This window comes from Pseudomonas sp. TE3728 (assembly GCF_056279145.1).
In genome coordinates, this window is sequence record NZ_JBWBQT010000001.1 from 2,152,623 (window position 1) to 2,166,701 (window position 14,079).

Annotated in this window: 12 protein-coding genes; 5 read left to right on the plus strand and 7 right to left on the minus strand. The window is 51.3% G+C overall.

All coding sequences use genetic code 11. The features are described 5' to 3' along the window. Positions 1-372 precede the first annotated feature (372 nt). Positions 373-753, plus strand: a complete 381-nt coding sequence (locus ACZ89R_RS09105) for a hypothetical protein (RefSeq protein ID WP_429545988.1) — start codon at positions 373-375, stop codon at positions 751-753. Between the two features lie 211 nt (positions 754-964). Continuing rightward, positions 965-1,282, plus strand: coding sequence for a hypothetical protein (locus tag ACZ89R_RS09110; RefSeq protein ID WP_123358136.1), 318 nt, complete (start codon positions 965-967; stop codon positions 1,280-1,282). A 103-nt stretch (positions 1,283-1,385) separates the two neighbouring features. Here the strand turns inward: ACZ89R_RS09110 and ACZ89R_RS09115 are convergent, their stop codons facing one another. Next, positions 1,386-1,685: a hypothetical protein gene (locus ACZ89R_RS09115; RefSeq protein WP_429545987.1), complete on the minus strand. Its 300-nt coding sequence runs from the start codon at positions 1,683-1,685 to the stop codon at positions 1,386-1,388. A 315-nt stretch (positions 1,686-2,000) separates the two neighbouring features. Next, a complete protein-coding gene (locus ACZ89R_RS09120; protein WP_429547874.1) occupies positions 2,001-2,333 on the minus strand; it encodes a hypothetical protein in 333 nt (110 codons plus the stop codon). 231 nt (positions 2,334-2,564) lie between these two features. Here ACZ89R_RS09120 and ACZ89R_RS09125 point away from each other — a divergent pair, with 231 nt between their 5' ends. Further along, entirely contained in the window at positions 2,565-2,783 is a 219-nt protein-coding gene (locus tag ACZ89R_RS09125) for a hypothetical protein (protein ID WP_008013682.1), read from the plus strand. A gap of 116 nt (positions 2,784-2,899) precedes the next feature. On the opposite strand, the gene ACZ89R_RS09130 is transcribed toward ACZ89R_RS09125, so the two are convergent. From ACZ89R_RS09130 to ACZ89R_RS09140, 3 genes are all read right to left on the minus strand, one after another. Beyond that, positions 2,900-3,520, minus strand: coding sequence for a tyrosine-type recombinase/integrase (locus ACZ89R_RS09130; protein ID WP_429545986.1), 621 nt, complete (start codon positions 3,518-3,520; stop codon positions 2,900-2,902). A gap of 146 nt (positions 3,521-3,666) precedes the next feature. Beyond that, the gene (locus tag ACZ89R_RS09135) at positions 3,667-5,001 is read right to left on the minus strand and encodes a phosphatidylserine/phosphatidylglycerophosphate/cardiolipin synthase family protein (RefSeq protein WP_429545985.1); all 1,335 of its coding nucleotides are present in this window, start codon (positions 4,999-5,001) and stop codon (positions 3,667-3,669) included. Positions 5,002-5,428: 427 nt separating this feature from the next. Beyond that, entirely contained in the window at positions 5,429-8,896 is a 3,468-nt protein-coding gene (locus ACZ89R_RS09140) for a hypothetical protein (RefSeq protein ID WP_429545984.1), read from the minus strand. Between the two features lie 1,006 nt (positions 8,897-9,902). Between ACZ89R_RS09140 and ACZ89R_RS09145 the strand changes: the two genes are divergently transcribed. Together ACZ89R_RS09145 and ACZ89R_RS09150 are read left to right on the plus strand one after the other, a co-directional pair. Beyond that, complete coding sequence (locus ACZ89R_RS09145) at positions 9,903-10,196, plus strand: hypothetical protein (protein ID WP_429545983.1); 294 nt, start codon at positions 9,903-9,905, stop codon at positions 10,194-10,196. A 2-nt stretch (positions 10,197-10,198) separates the two neighbouring features. Further along, a complete protein-coding gene (locus ACZ89R_RS09150) occupies positions 10,199-10,693 on the plus strand; it encodes a PIN domain-containing protein (RefSeq protein WP_429545982.1) in 495 nt (164 codons plus the stop codon). Between the two features lie 252 nt (positions 10,694-10,945). Here ACZ89R_RS09150 and ACZ89R_RS09155 read toward each other — a convergent pair whose 3' ends face one another. Together ACZ89R_RS09155 and ACZ89R_RS09160 are read right to left on the minus strand one after the other, a co-directional pair. Further along, positions 10,946-12,376: an IS1182 family transposase gene (locus ACZ89R_RS09155; protein ID WP_429545981.1), complete on the minus strand. Its 1,431-nt coding sequence runs from the start codon at positions 12,374-12,376 to the stop codon at positions 10,946-10,948. A 142-nt stretch (positions 12,377-12,518) separates the two neighbouring features. After that, on the minus strand, positions 12,519-13,574 hold the full coding sequence (locus ACZ89R_RS09160) for a hypothetical protein (RefSeq protein ID WP_429545980.1): 1,056 nt from the start codon (positions 13,572-13,574) through the stop codon (positions 12,519-12,521). Positions 13,575-14,079: the final 505 nt, after the last annotated feature.

The window sequence follows — 14,079 nt, forward strand, 5'->3', positions numbered from 1 at the left end:
TCAGGCAGAAACCGACCCCATTTGGACGATTGGGATAGAGCAACAGCCTACGTATCATGCGGGAGATTAATTACTATCTCCCCTGCGTCTTTTCACCCTGTAACAATAATTGATTGAAAGCCTTTTGCCCCAGCGCCTGACATGTCCAATGACCAGGCTACGGCCGCAATGTTTTCAATGGGCGGTTTTTACACCGGCCGGCTTCACGTGGGCGTGCACCCGACCAATCAAGACCTGCCGTAAACCTTGCCGCTGTAGCGGCTGACTTTGAAGGGAGAAGGATCTATTGATTGTGACTCAGGATCGACTCAAATCTGCCGATATCTGGAAATTGGGAAACGCGTGCAGCCTGTTTGATTGGGAAAAGGGTTGATGGAATCGGAACATTACGTCCTTACATTTTTGAAGCGCTTTCGGTATTTGATATTGGCATTGATGGTCATCGCCTCATTGGTAAACGCTTTTGTGCGCTTCGCCGGGGACTGGAGTCATTTCTGGGGAGTTCTCGCAGCACACGCATGGTTCACGCAAGCGGTCTTTGCCTACCTTCGGGGAGGCTGGGTTGCCATTGGTCCAGGTGGTTTGTCCAAAGATGCGAATCCCTTGGGGAGAGCGGCACTGGCTGCAACCGCATTTGCGTTTTACTTGCTGACATTTGCCTATGAAGTAGATAACCACGTCGATTCGATTTACGAAAGAACTTCGGATTGGACGATGCCAAACCGGGAAGAGATCGGGCATAGGACCGAGTGAAATCCGGCTGATGCCGGCAAGCAAGCTGACTCAAACGAATCCCATCTGCACGCTGCTACCCGATCTAAGCGGGGCGTAGCGAGGTCCCGATGGAGTTAGCAAAAGACGACTTTCGACCCTAAGCTGCCTGTCATAACGGTCGCTGGCCTAGCGTGGATATCTTTGCCAACCTATTGCACACCATGTACCCACAAAAAATTGGAGCCCAATGATGAGGGCAGAACGCTATCGTGTTCGCTTAATGTTCGAATGGGGCGGCGGTTGCCTTTGGTGTGGAAATAATATTGCACGGGATAAATTTTCTGTAGGGCCTATTGAAGAGAGGCTACCACTCAGTGACGAAGTCAAAGCAATGCTTAACGAGCTTTCACAGTGGCATGACACCTCGCTGAACTGGGATTACCCACCTGATCCCGGCCCTTGGAATGCAGACGATTACGCAAGATTTGACGAGGCTGCCGCTAAATTACTGAAATCCATCCAACAGGAATTGGGTGAAGAATTCGAGGTGGTGTACGAAAAACTTTAGCTTGTCGGTGTGAGCCTTCGACCAGAAGCGGACGGTCGTCGTCCCTAATAAGCCCGTACTTTGGAAGATATTTTTTTAGTAGATATCGGGCTTTTTCACTAACTCACAGCAGTTTGTCCTTAAGCAGCTGCTTGATCAGTCGTTCCGTCTCACACATTTCACCGAGAAATTCCTGATCATAATGACTGGTGGTTTCCAGGTAGCCTCGCGTGCAGTTCAAGAGCCCCTTCAAGCTCACCTCCAGTTTTTGTTTTGAGCCAGTACCGATTAGCGCCAAGCTTTCCTCGTACCGCTTTAAGTAATCAAATACGACGACTTCATCAGACGCGATGCATTTGTCTCGAATTGCAGCGATAGTTTTTTCGATTTGCTGGTTCACATTCCGCAAGCTGTCTGAAAGCACATTCTACTCCCGCTGCTGTCCACCGAATGGTCCCTGGATTTATAGACACAAATGAACGACAGCTATGAGTCGGAGCAGTCGTTCATGAACGGCTGCTTGGGGTCGATTTTTGCCTGTCGCCACCCTCAGATATGTGGCTTGGGGTTGGCGACCAGTTAAACATTGAGAGTGGGATGGAGTGATGGTGTTAAATCCAGTCCGGGATACGACTAACGCCCCTAATATTTGAGGCTTCAATCGACACGAATCTGTTGGGTGACCCGCGGTAAGTGAATGCGGCTTAATGCCCAGCGGGCGAAAAGTGAGAGTACCCACTTACATCGATTTGACCGAGACTACTTCCACAAACCTGAATTTTTTTCTGGCCATCTTCGTAGCTTCTTGTTCTGCAACTAGGGAGCTCAGCGTATCGGCCTCATGCACCATCTCGTGCATCTCGCCTTCAAATTCGTTTCCCACACGGAGCGTAACTCTCAACCTAGGAGTGAAGCCTTTTGAGACTGCCTTTTTCTTCGCTGCCTTCACCGGTTGCACGATCACAACATCCGGGACTGTGGCCTGCACGTCTGAGTTAATTGCCGGCGCAGAGGGCTCAGAATCACCGAATAGCGCCCGGCGCATCTCATCTTCCATCAATTCCGTATTCATACCATTTCTCAGAAGGGCGTTATCTATAACCTGATCGATTCTATCAGGATGGCCGGACTCTGTAGTAAAGCGTCGTTGGGTCTGAGCTGAAGTGACAAAGGCCAGCAGCTGATACCGGCGAGCGTCAGCATCTGTCCATCTGCCGCCTATCATGGCGGGCACCTGTCGGCCAGTCTCAGCCAAAGACGAGATAAGCTAGGCTTCCGGCATCATTCCTCAAGGACGACCGCCATGCCAGATAACTCAGACTGCAAGATCGCCACGGCGGACGCTCTGACATTGCTCCTCCACAACCAGCACGCCTTAAGTGCAGCTATAGAAGAAATAACCAAGTGGCTCTCAGAAAATGGGGTAGGAAGTGTCGCCGCTAATGCGATGTCGGCCATGGAAACGCTGGACACTAACGTTCAAGCCATCACAGATTCCATTTTGAGGATACGCCAGTCATAAATTACTCAGCGCAAGACTGCCCTCTGATTTGAATGCCCCCCGATTTTGTAGACACAATTGATTGGCGGCTATGGGACGGATAGCGACGGTCTAGAATCGACCGTCGCAGTGAATGGTCAGACTTCCGTCTGCTCCGCCATTTCCAAGGCATCATCGACCTCGATGCCCAGGTATCTAACAGTGCTTTCAAGCTTCGTATGACCAAGCAGGAGTTGTACGGCTCTCAGGTTCTTCGTCCTGCGATAGATCAACGAGGCCTTGGTTCTCCGTAGCGTGTGGGTACCATACATGGTTGGGTCAAGGCCAATGGCTGTCACCCACGCTTTGACTATTCGAGCGTATTGCCTGGTGGAAAGATGGTCTGAGGCGTGCAACCGGCTCGGGAACAAGAAGTCGTCGCTGTGAAGACGCGCTTGATTCATCCAAGCCTCCAGAACCGTTCGGGTTTGCTCAGTGATTTCAAATTGCACTGGATGCTGAGTTTTCTGCTGCATCACGATGGCCCGTGACGACACATGTTCCCCATGGGCGATGTAGCGGACTCGCAGCTTGGTTAAGTCACAGGCACGCAGCTTGCTATCGATGGCCAAGTTGAAGAGCGCCAAATCACGCGTCTTCTCAGCAAGCTGAAGTCTTACGCGGATTGCCCAGATATCTCTGACTCGAAGCGGAGCTTTCTGCCCGACAAGCTTTCCCTTGTTCCAAGGCTGATGTCGGTATCTAGCAATAGAGTTCATGGCTCGTCCTCCAGGTGAGGGGAGGACAAGGGTGGATCAGTCACAATGGCTGGTGGTCGCTATCGACCCGAAGCGGACGTTGTGAAAAATAAATCTGGCCACATTTATCTACTGAGCGTGGACTCACTCACCCTACCGTTGACCATTCAGGGCCAGCGTCCCGCCTTCCCGACCAGAATTGGATTTCCATCGATCAGCGTAATCTGCAACACATGATGACTGTTCAACGGTCCGAAAAAACTCGTGGCGTCAATTCCTTTGAGTTTATCGTCGTATTTGAACGGCTCTAAGATAGCCTTAATGACCTGTCGCTCAAAGCTAGCCTTATTTCTTTTGATCCATGCAATAGCAGCCTTACATACTGATTCTTCCTCCACCAAATCCCCCTCGCATGAAACTATAGGGCTGAAGAAAATATAAGTAGATAAGTTGAACCGCACTGGCAACCAAAAAAGTCTCCCACCAAAGATCCTACTGACCGAGATGAATAGATTTGCGCCAGGAGGCCACTCACCGTGATCATTCTCAGTTGCATGAATCTGGAATATCCATCCAGGCTGTTCAGAAATCACCCGCCCGTGGAAAATGATTTCCCGGCCGATCATTGAAATTCTAGTGCCTGCGACTCGCGCCCAGCCGACACGACCAGTGTCAAGCACACACAGGTAACGGGACAGTGGAACCAATTGAATCATTTTCTCGTTAACTTTCCAATTCAAAAGACTCCCGCTAGAGATGAAAAGCGAGGTCTTAATTGAACTCTGGCGATATTTAATGGCACCACAATGCCAATCTTCGGATAGAGGAACTGACGCGATTGCGGCCTTGATTTCCGCGTTAAGCAAAGCTTTGGCATGTCTTTTGACGGCCTGCACTTGCCGAATTTTTTCCTCTTCAACCTGCTTTGATTGCCGAATCGCTTCCTCCTCAGCATGTTTTGCTCGCTGAATCGCTTCCTCGGCAGCCTTGTCGACTTTCGATTGTGCGTCATTGCATGAAGCTTTGAAGCCATCGTAGGCAGATTTTAATGGCGGAAGAAGATCTGCCATACCCGAGATCATTTCCAGTGTAATCGGGGTTGCATTCATGAGCCAGGACTCTACTTTTCGATGAACCTCTCGCAAGTGTTTTTCACCTTGAACAAGAACGCTCAACTCCTTATTTCGAGTCCCTTTTGCTGTAATGTTCTGACTCCCAATCGTAGCAAATACGCCTTGCTCGATTACCACTTTTGCATGCAGATCAGGCACATGGAAAAGTTGGTGTCCCTCATCCATGAGTCCTTTGATAACATCTAGATCAGACGCTCTTGAGGCAAACAGCTCAGCATCAAACTGCGTGAATACCATTCCTTTTAGGGTCGGCCCAAGTATTTGTTTTGCCAGATTACCAGTTAGATACGGGGAAAATAGCATGAGTGGCTTTGTGGCGCGTTCTCCATTCTCTCTCCATTGAGTATGAACGGATTGAATGATTTTCATCTTGCCTCCTTTTGAGCCACTGATGCCATTCTTCCAAAACTTGGATCCGGACACGTCTGAGCATTCAACGCTACCAGAAAGTTTTTCGACTAAATTAAGCGCCCTACATACGGGGCACCGAAACACCCCCGTGATCGCCTCCTAAGCATAGATACCACATCGCCAGTATGGAGCAGATTGCCATCGCTGTTTCCACCGTCCGCTCCTGGCCCAGAGTGTGTAAAAACGCTTCGCTAAAATTGAAGTGGGCGCATCTACGCTAAATCTGAAATTTATCGACACGTCAGCAGATGTGGATTTCGCGTAGAAGCGCGATTTCCAGTCCAGTTTTGAGTACCTGTCGCGCTCAAAAACGTTTTTACACACCCTCGGCCGATTGCTGCCGGTTAGGACGGCAGCTATAGGCCAAGGGATGCATCAGGCTAGCCTATTCGAAGCTACCAGTACGCTCGCGCTCTTCTTCGTCCTCGCGAAGCTCTTCCGCTGCGATTCTTCGTTCGAGGTTCGCTCTAGCTATCGCCAATACTGGCTTCAGCTCTTCTGCGTTGCCGAGATTCAGTACATCGAGAAGCGGAATCCGTTTCCTCAGGATTTCGGCCAAAGAACCGGACCAGCCTGAAGGCGTAAATCGCATTAAATAGCACTCAATTACCGCCTTCTTATCAGGAGCATTAGCGAGCACAGAGAGCGCGGCCTCCGAAATAACCAACTCAGAATCGTCCACAGAGTCGATATTGGCATGCTCTTCACTCGCTCGACTTCGAGTATCGAATAACTTACAGCTCCATGCCGCGAACACGTAACGATCAGACGGCGAGGTATTACACCAATCGATCAATACATCCACAGGGACTACGCTGAGTGCTGTCTCTTTCCTATCACTGTATGGGCGCCCAATCACAGGCGACATCTGACGGTAGTAAGCTTCTTCACCGGGAACATAGATTGCGTCGAGCGCTCTTCGCGGCATGTGTCTGAGGAACGGCGAGATGGCGTCTTTGATGCCATCCCTATCGGAATAACTACATTCCGTCGTGCGCGCAAAGGCAACTAGACCGTTCAATACCTCCAGCGCTGCTTCGGAAGAAGCTAATCGCTTCAGCGAAAACTCCAATATGCTCTCAAGGCGGTAACCGCTATTGGCACGATCCCCCAGAACCTTTCCCCATTCGGCTGAGCCGAGAAGATTTAGGCAGGTTGCCCCCAAATAATCCTTATACGCATCATCGTGATCTGCCGCGCAGTGGACGACCATGGAAAGGACGTCGAGAAACACGACACCACCATCGGGCAGCAGTGCTATCGCAGAAAGCAACTCGCCAACCTCTGCAACAGAGAATGAGTCGGTTTGTCTGCCCATTCCGAGATAGGAATATTGCCAGGCAGGAGTATTTCCAGCCTTGATTGATTGGTGGATTCGAGCGTAAGCCGCTTGGTTCATCGGTATGCTGCAATGCAGGTCCATGATCCACTTGACCCAAATTTCATCACTCACCGCGCTGTCGAGGAACTTCTCGGCAGAAGCGGGAGATGCGTGATGCCAGCCGTTGAGCAATCCGCGAAAGAACAAGACACCGACTGTTCCGGGCGTGGCAGTGGCGATATGTTCCTTTGCCGCGTTCAAAATCCAGCTCGGGTCCGCAATCTGCTTTCCAACCCCAACCCCCAAATGAAATGCACTGGCTCCTGACTTGGTTGAGATCAATTGCGGGAGTAGATCCAGGAGAAGGCCTTTATTGTTGGCAGCAGCCTCCCCAAGCTCCTCCACGGCCTGGTTTGATCTGCGGATGCGCTCACCAGCCGTTTCAGCGCGCTGATCTGCATCATCGTCATCAAGATCTAGGTCGAATTGATTCGATTCTAGAAGTCGAGCTCGAATCATGTCGGGTATAGCCTTCGGCTTGAGAAGATTCTCCAGCTCGCGCAGCTCGTTCTGAATTGACTCATCGCATCTGCCCAAGTCAAAGCGAAGGATGCTTTTGACTCCAAACCAACCTTGAGGCCAGCTCACGACTGAAGCCAGCTCTTTTACGGCTGCACACACTTCTGGCCACAAATTCGTGCCAACCCAAAGTCCTCTTAACCGGCGACCCAAAATAGATCTGCTACTTTCAGCAAGGTCGGACGTCTGCTTACCAATGTCGAGTGCCATGCGGATGAATGGAATAAACCACGCCTCAACGTCTGAGCGGGATACCGGAGCCCATCCCTCGCTCCGCTTTCGAGCCCCGAAATCGAATCTGCTCACGGAGGTAAAATGCTTTGCCTCAAGCGCCGCATCAAGCACCAACAGCCCCAACTGCTCTCGCTTGGCATCGCCGGATTCAAGCAATTTCCTGACGAACTCTGCTCTTTGATAGGGGGGGGCATTCGTACCGGATAGCACGCAGAAAAACAGAGACTTCAGAATTTCCACAATAGATTCTTGTCCCCTATTTTCCTGGGGATTTTCCAAGGCGAACCGGACAAGAATATCGGCGGCGATATCGAAATCTTCTTCTTCGAATGCGATGGCTTTCAACGTATGCGCATACTGAGCACGCCTGCTGTTTTCGTCCGAAAGGAAGCTAGGGACATTGGCAGCCCGTCCAATCGCCGCTAGAGCGACCCTCGGAGATACAGGTGCAATGTTGTGAAAGATCTCATGGCCAATGTCATTGAGAGCCGTTAGGTCGCCAAAACGCCCGGATGGCGAGAGCCAGTCCCGTATGAGCTCGGCGGCTTTTGCGCTTTCATGTAGGTAACCAAGTCGCCGCGAGAACGACTGGACAACACGGTCGGTAGCGGTATCGACAAAGATACTCACGATTTGCGATTTGGGTATCACTTCTAGTGCCTGGGCTGCGAGTCGATTGGCAATCGCGTGTGGCAAAACAGCACGCCATTTGCTACGCGCCTGTACGAGACCTCTTCGCTTTAGATCAACCACTTTCCTCTGTAGGGTGATCAATGAAACGTCAGCAACAGCGGCAATTTTGTTGAGTTCCGACCCAGGACTATCGTCCTCGCCGTCGAACGAGTACAGGATACTGGCCGCTTCCGCGCATCTGAGGAGATCTTCATTCTCGACGTTCTTCTGATAAAACAGGCGCTTGAATAACTCGGAGTCTCGCAACCGTGCAAGTTGACCAGTCGTAGTTACCGTCGCTGCCAACGCAAACGCGACGCGAGCGTTACCGTCTGAGAATGCCGTGATGGTATCCACGTCACTGATTGATAGGACCGGATAGCGCCGCTGAAGAAGCTGCCTGATTACCTCATCGGAGGAGCCTTCGAGACGGTAGCACCTCGTGCCGTCTGGTAAGTCGTCTCGAACGTCGTACTCAACAGTAACCAGGCCAATCTTGTTGCCAGACGTCTTAAGCAGCTCGGTGAGCTTCTGATGAGTGTCAGCTCCGCAATTGTCCAAGACGAGAACACACTGACTTCCGTCTTCAATCAGCGCTTCGAGCATCGCTGAAGGTTGAGGTGAAGGTCCATCTGAAAGGTCCGTGTACAGCACGTCATCAGCACTCAGCGCAGCCTGATTCGTATGTACACGCGGATCGAAGAGCGCCTGTACTAATCTCGTTTTGCCGACACCAGATAAGCCGACAATGCGTACGCTTGCCCCCCTCGACAGGTCGATACGCAGGCGATCAATGGTGGCCGAGACACTAATGCCCTTCTCTGCGTCGGGCGTGAACACTTTGACTCGATCATCGAGCAGATATTCTGAGTCGACGGTCGTCTCCTGGTAGGCCCAACCCGAGTATGGGCGCCAACCCACAAGTGGCTTGCCTAGCTGGTGTTTGACCCAAGCTACGATCGCTGGGTGTTGCTCGACCCAGTCTGCAATCTTTCTTGCGTCATAGAAGGCAACATGCGGCGAGGAGCCGAGGCCGTTGGCCGACAAGCAATCTCTCATCGCATTAAGTCGTAGATCGAGAGCGGACTCGGAGGTGTCGTCTCGCGTCGCGGCAATGACGTAACTTCCTTTGGTCGTAGCGAGGTCGCGTATTGCTTGTCTTAGCACTCCCTTGGGCGCCATTTCCCCAGGTATCTTGCTGGGGGGGAACACTTCGGCCTTTACCTGAAAGGCTGTCTTGTCATTGGGCAGATAGCCAGATATCCCCAGTGGCGGATTTATCTCTACCCTGACGTCCACCCCTCCATCTTTTGCTCTTTGATCGCCACCCCAGGTGACGGCCGACTCAGAGCCCCCGTGCTTGCGAATCTCAGCCCGACACAATCTTGCGATCAGCGTGCGCGCTTGCTCGTCGTTTAGGGCTTTTATGTCCGCTGTATCTACGTGAAATAGTGTGTGCATTTTGGGGGCGTCAGGCTGACTGAAGCCTTAGCTTATAGCCTGAAGGCGCTTATGACGCAGCAAGGACTGGCGAGACGTAATAGTGGAGGGTTGGTTCAATCCGGCTAGCATGGCTGCCAACCAAACCGGGAAATCCAGAATCCTCCGGGTATTCACCTCTAGCCGGTAGCCCCCCTCGTGGTGAGGTTTGGCGTCTTCGGTGCCACTGCTTGGCAGCCTCGATGACTGCATTTGGCCGTTTTCAGCCGGTCACGACAGGCAGAAAACGACCCATAGCTGCCGTTGGCCAAAGACAGGAAACGGCCAAGAGCGGACAATGGACACGCTGATGATGACTCCGTAATGTGTGCGAAAACAGCGTGGCGTCCTGCACACTCATCCGGCCGCGAGGACTCACCAATGCCACTCCGATGTAGATCTACTGCAGATCTGTTATGTGCGAGGAATAAATATTAACGCACGTCTGGCCGTCCTGTAACACGACTTCAAGCGCCTAACCAGACATAGCGATCATCGAGGCTTGGGGTTATAGTGGTTCGACATCCAAGTCGATATCTCGATGATATAGAAAAGCGTTCAATAAGGGGACATCATGATTAACTTCAAAAGAGCTGAAGCGGTTGCCCGTAAAGAGTTCGATAATTTCGTTACCGGAGCAAGTAATATAACCCTTGAGGAGATTGTAATTTCAGATGACAACAAGAGGTACGAGGTCACCTTTAGCTACGACGTTGATCGCTCGCCTCATTCCGCGCTTGGAGCTCGTGCCAAGACGCCCCTTTTTGAACTAGCTTCGGTTTTAGCCAAGCGGAAGGAATTTAAGACATTTTTAGTGTCCGCAGAAGACGGCGCGCTTAAAGGCTTTAAGCGGTACAAAGGCGAATAAGAATGTCAAAACCCAGGAAAAAATCGGTACCCAACTATAAAAGAGAAATCGTAATAGACACAAACCTTTTGCTGCTACTAATTATCGGAAGCGTTGAAGATGGAAAGTTTATCTCTAGCTCTAAACGGTTAAAGAAATTTTCTGTGGATGATTATCACCTGCTTCTGAAAGCAATAAAGATATTTGGCGAGGGGTACACTACAAAATATATTGCTGCAGAAGTCTCCAATCTTATAGACCTAGATAGCTACGCTCAGGAAAAGGCGTTTGAAATAGCTAGAGCTATGTTCGGTACATTCAAGGAGATAAATTCCGACCTTAATAACGACTTGAGTCATCGGTATTTTTCAGAATACGGCTTAACCGATTCCAAGCTCATAGAGCTGGCTTCGACCCATCTAATTTTCACAGATGATGAGCGGCTGTCCCCGCTTTTATGGGGGGCTGGTATGGACAACGTGTATTCACTGGAAATGATCAGAGCTCTTGCATCTTGAGACCGGAATAGGCATCTCAACTGATTTGTCCATTTCAAGATTCGCACACTGCAGATAACCGTGTCAGTCTACCTGCCGCCACGGCAGCTTTTGGCCCAGAGTGTGTAAAAACGCTCAAGGCCTCATCGTCTTGGGTCATTGACGTTCGTGGCTGAACGATCACATGGCAAATGCTGCGTATTGCATCAGTCGCGACCTGGAACACGTCAACGCTGTTTTTACAGCCTCTGGGATGGGCCAAAATCAGCCTTTTTATGCCGACAGCGCCTTCATCAAACCGTTAGCACCCATGATTTTCATCACCCGTTTCATGTTGTAGGCGAGAACATTCAAGCTCATCTCAGCACTCACCCCGGCCAGCTTTCGGGTCAGGAAGTGCGTAGCTCCCATCCATTGTTTGAGCGTCCCGAAGGGATGCTCAACAGTCCGTTTTCGGACTCGCATCATCTCAGGCGCTTTGCTCAGCCGAAGCTGCATTTCCTCCAATACGGCTTCATGCTCCCAGCGTCGAACTCGTCGTTCTGTGCTCGGAGTGCATTGCGACTTCAACGCGCAGCCCTGGCATTTTGAACTCCAGTAACGATGCAACTTCAGGCCTTTTTCAACGTAGGAGTAGTGCCAGATCAGCGCCTCGCCAGCGGGACAAATGTATTCGTTTTTTGCCGCGTCATAGATGAAGACATCGTTATTGAAACGCCCGTCAGCCTTGGCTCCAGAGGTCATCGGCTTGGGCACATAGGCGGTGATACCGGCATCGTGACAAGCGAGGATTTGTTCGCTTTTGAAGTAACCTCGATCAGCCACCACCGACAACGTATCCGACGCCATCGCCTCGCGGGCCTCCTTGGCCATCGAGCTGAGTTGATCGCGGTCGGAACCGACGTTGGTCACCTCATGCGCAACGATCAAATGGTTCTTGGTATCGACCGCTGTCTGCACGTTGTAGCCGACGATTCCAGTGCCACGCGTCATCATGGAACGGGCGTCTGGATCGGTCAGTGAGACCTGTTTATCCGGGGATTCGTTGAGCTGGATTTCGATCGCTTGAAGCTCCTTCATTTGCGTCTTCAGCTTGGCGATTTTCTCTTCTAGCCGCACGGCGCTGGGCTCGGAAGCTGTGGGTTCTTGCCGATCGGCAGCATCGAGTGCCGCCAGGTAACGGCTGATGCTCGATTCAATTTCTTCCATTCGCCGCTTCAGTTTGGCGCTGGTGAAATTGCGGTCGCGGTTGTTGACTGCTTTGAATTTACTGCCATCGATGGCGACCAGATTTTCTCCGAACAGTCCCAACTGCTGACACAGCACAACGAACTGGCGACAGACGCCTCGGATGGCCTTGCTGTTGTCTTTCCGGAAGTTGGCAATGGTCTTGAAATCAGGCATCAAACGCCCGGTTAGCCACATCAGCTCGACGTTGCGTTGGGCCTCTCGCTCCAAACGTCGGCTCGACTGGATGCGGTTGAGATAACCGTAGATATAGATCTTCAGCAGGATTGCGGGGTGGTAAGCAGGCCGGCCTGTGTCAGCAGGAATAGCACCGTCAAAACCCAGATTGACCAAGTCGAGTTCATCGACGAAGACGTCGACTATGCGCACCGGATTGGTATCGCTGACGTAGTCGTCGAGGCTTTCGGGAAGTAAGGTGCTTTGGCCTCGATGTTCACCTTGGATAAAGCGCTTCATGGGCGATCCTTGCGATGAAATCCCCAGAAATCATAGCAAGGGTTCAAGAAAGCGTTTTTACACACTCTGGGCCGAAAGCGGTCGTTCGTGAGCGGCAGCTATCGGCCATCGAGCTTCTCTAAACATTGTAGACGCACTGTGTTTAACGCCTAGGTTTCGGACGTGCCTGCCAAGCCGCCTCGACAATTTCGGGCTGATTGTGCTCCTGCAAAATACGCAACGCATTATCTGAAAAGCGCGCGTGTTTTTGGCTGCCAAACTCAAAAATCATCATGTTGGATTGGTCGTTGTCGAGCCCCAGCATCTCTCGTAACGCTTTGCATTTGTTCGGGCTGAGCCCTAACCGTTCAGCAAGTGCAGTGGGGCTGAGGTGGTACTTTTTCTGCAAATCCACTTCCCGTATTGCACCTGCGGCTTCGGGATCATCGCCTGAAACATACCGAACAGGTGCCCCTTCCCTTTTGCTGAAGTGGACGCGAAGAGTTGGGCCCTCACCGGTGATGTTGCTCGCTAAGGCAATCAACCTTGGGAAGACCTGATCTACTTGAGTGCCTGCCTTGATCGCCTTCTCGATACGATCAATGTCCCTTTCTGACACCTCAACGGTTTCGCTCACATGAGCTTCCATTGCCAGGAGGGTTCGTATGCGTCCTCTTGCCTCGTCTCGAGCGCGTTTGTTGGGTGCGAGAAGTTCTGCGATATGCCGAAATTCTCGATCCACTAGAACATCGAAGCTGGGTAGCGCGGTGGTAGAGAGTGGCATGACGCGAAGGGGAAGATTGTCTGCCAGCGAGTCCTCAAAATGCTCGACCAATACTTCATCCAACGTTGTCAGCAGCGCTCTCGCATTTACGAACAACGCGTCTTCTGGCACAACAATCATCCAATGCTGAGCAGCATCTCGCATCGTGTTGAGGGCACGGATAGAGCCTGCCTGTGCAGCTGTCATGTACCCACTAGCGGTGGCTACATTCAGTGCCCGATCAAGCCCAATGGCAATTCCCTTCTGCTTATCGAAGACCTCCTTTGATTTTTGCACGAGGAGTGCCTTGGTCAGCATCTCACTGCTGTGCTGGAAATGAAGCAGAACTGACTCTGTACGACCGTGATCGTCGTGACCGTTGAAGACCTCCAATCCGCGCCGTAACGAGGCGATAGCATTGTTCTTCAGGGTTTTAGCTTCCCGCTTGAGCTTCATCAGGAGACATCCACATGACTGATGGGTAAGTCAAAATGATAGCTTTTGTTACCCGACCCACATGCTTTTCGTCCCAAGTAACCAACCCATTGACTGCACCCAGCTCCTTTCTCTTGGCCCCGCAGCTGGTATCGCTCAATTATCGAGCGTCGTTGGCGAAGCTGCCGTCCCCCGGTGCTGCGCACAAGGCATTCGATACTCCTGAAGGTTTCCATAGGTGCCACTATAAACTTTTGGTTTAGACAGCCTATTGCAATTACTGCCTACCTTCCCTTCAGTGGTCATTAGAAAATAAAATGAAGTCATTAGATTTTAAATCGGGCGAGCATTCCTCCCAAGAGAGCCTCGGAAAGACGATTCATTTAGGGCAACTTTTATGGACAAAGGTATAACTTAACTAGAAGTCGTCGCAAATCGGCTGCATAGATCACCAGGAAATGGGAAGCAGCCGACTTACTGGGGTGGCACATTTCAGAATGTGCGTATTCTCGCTGCCCGATACAAC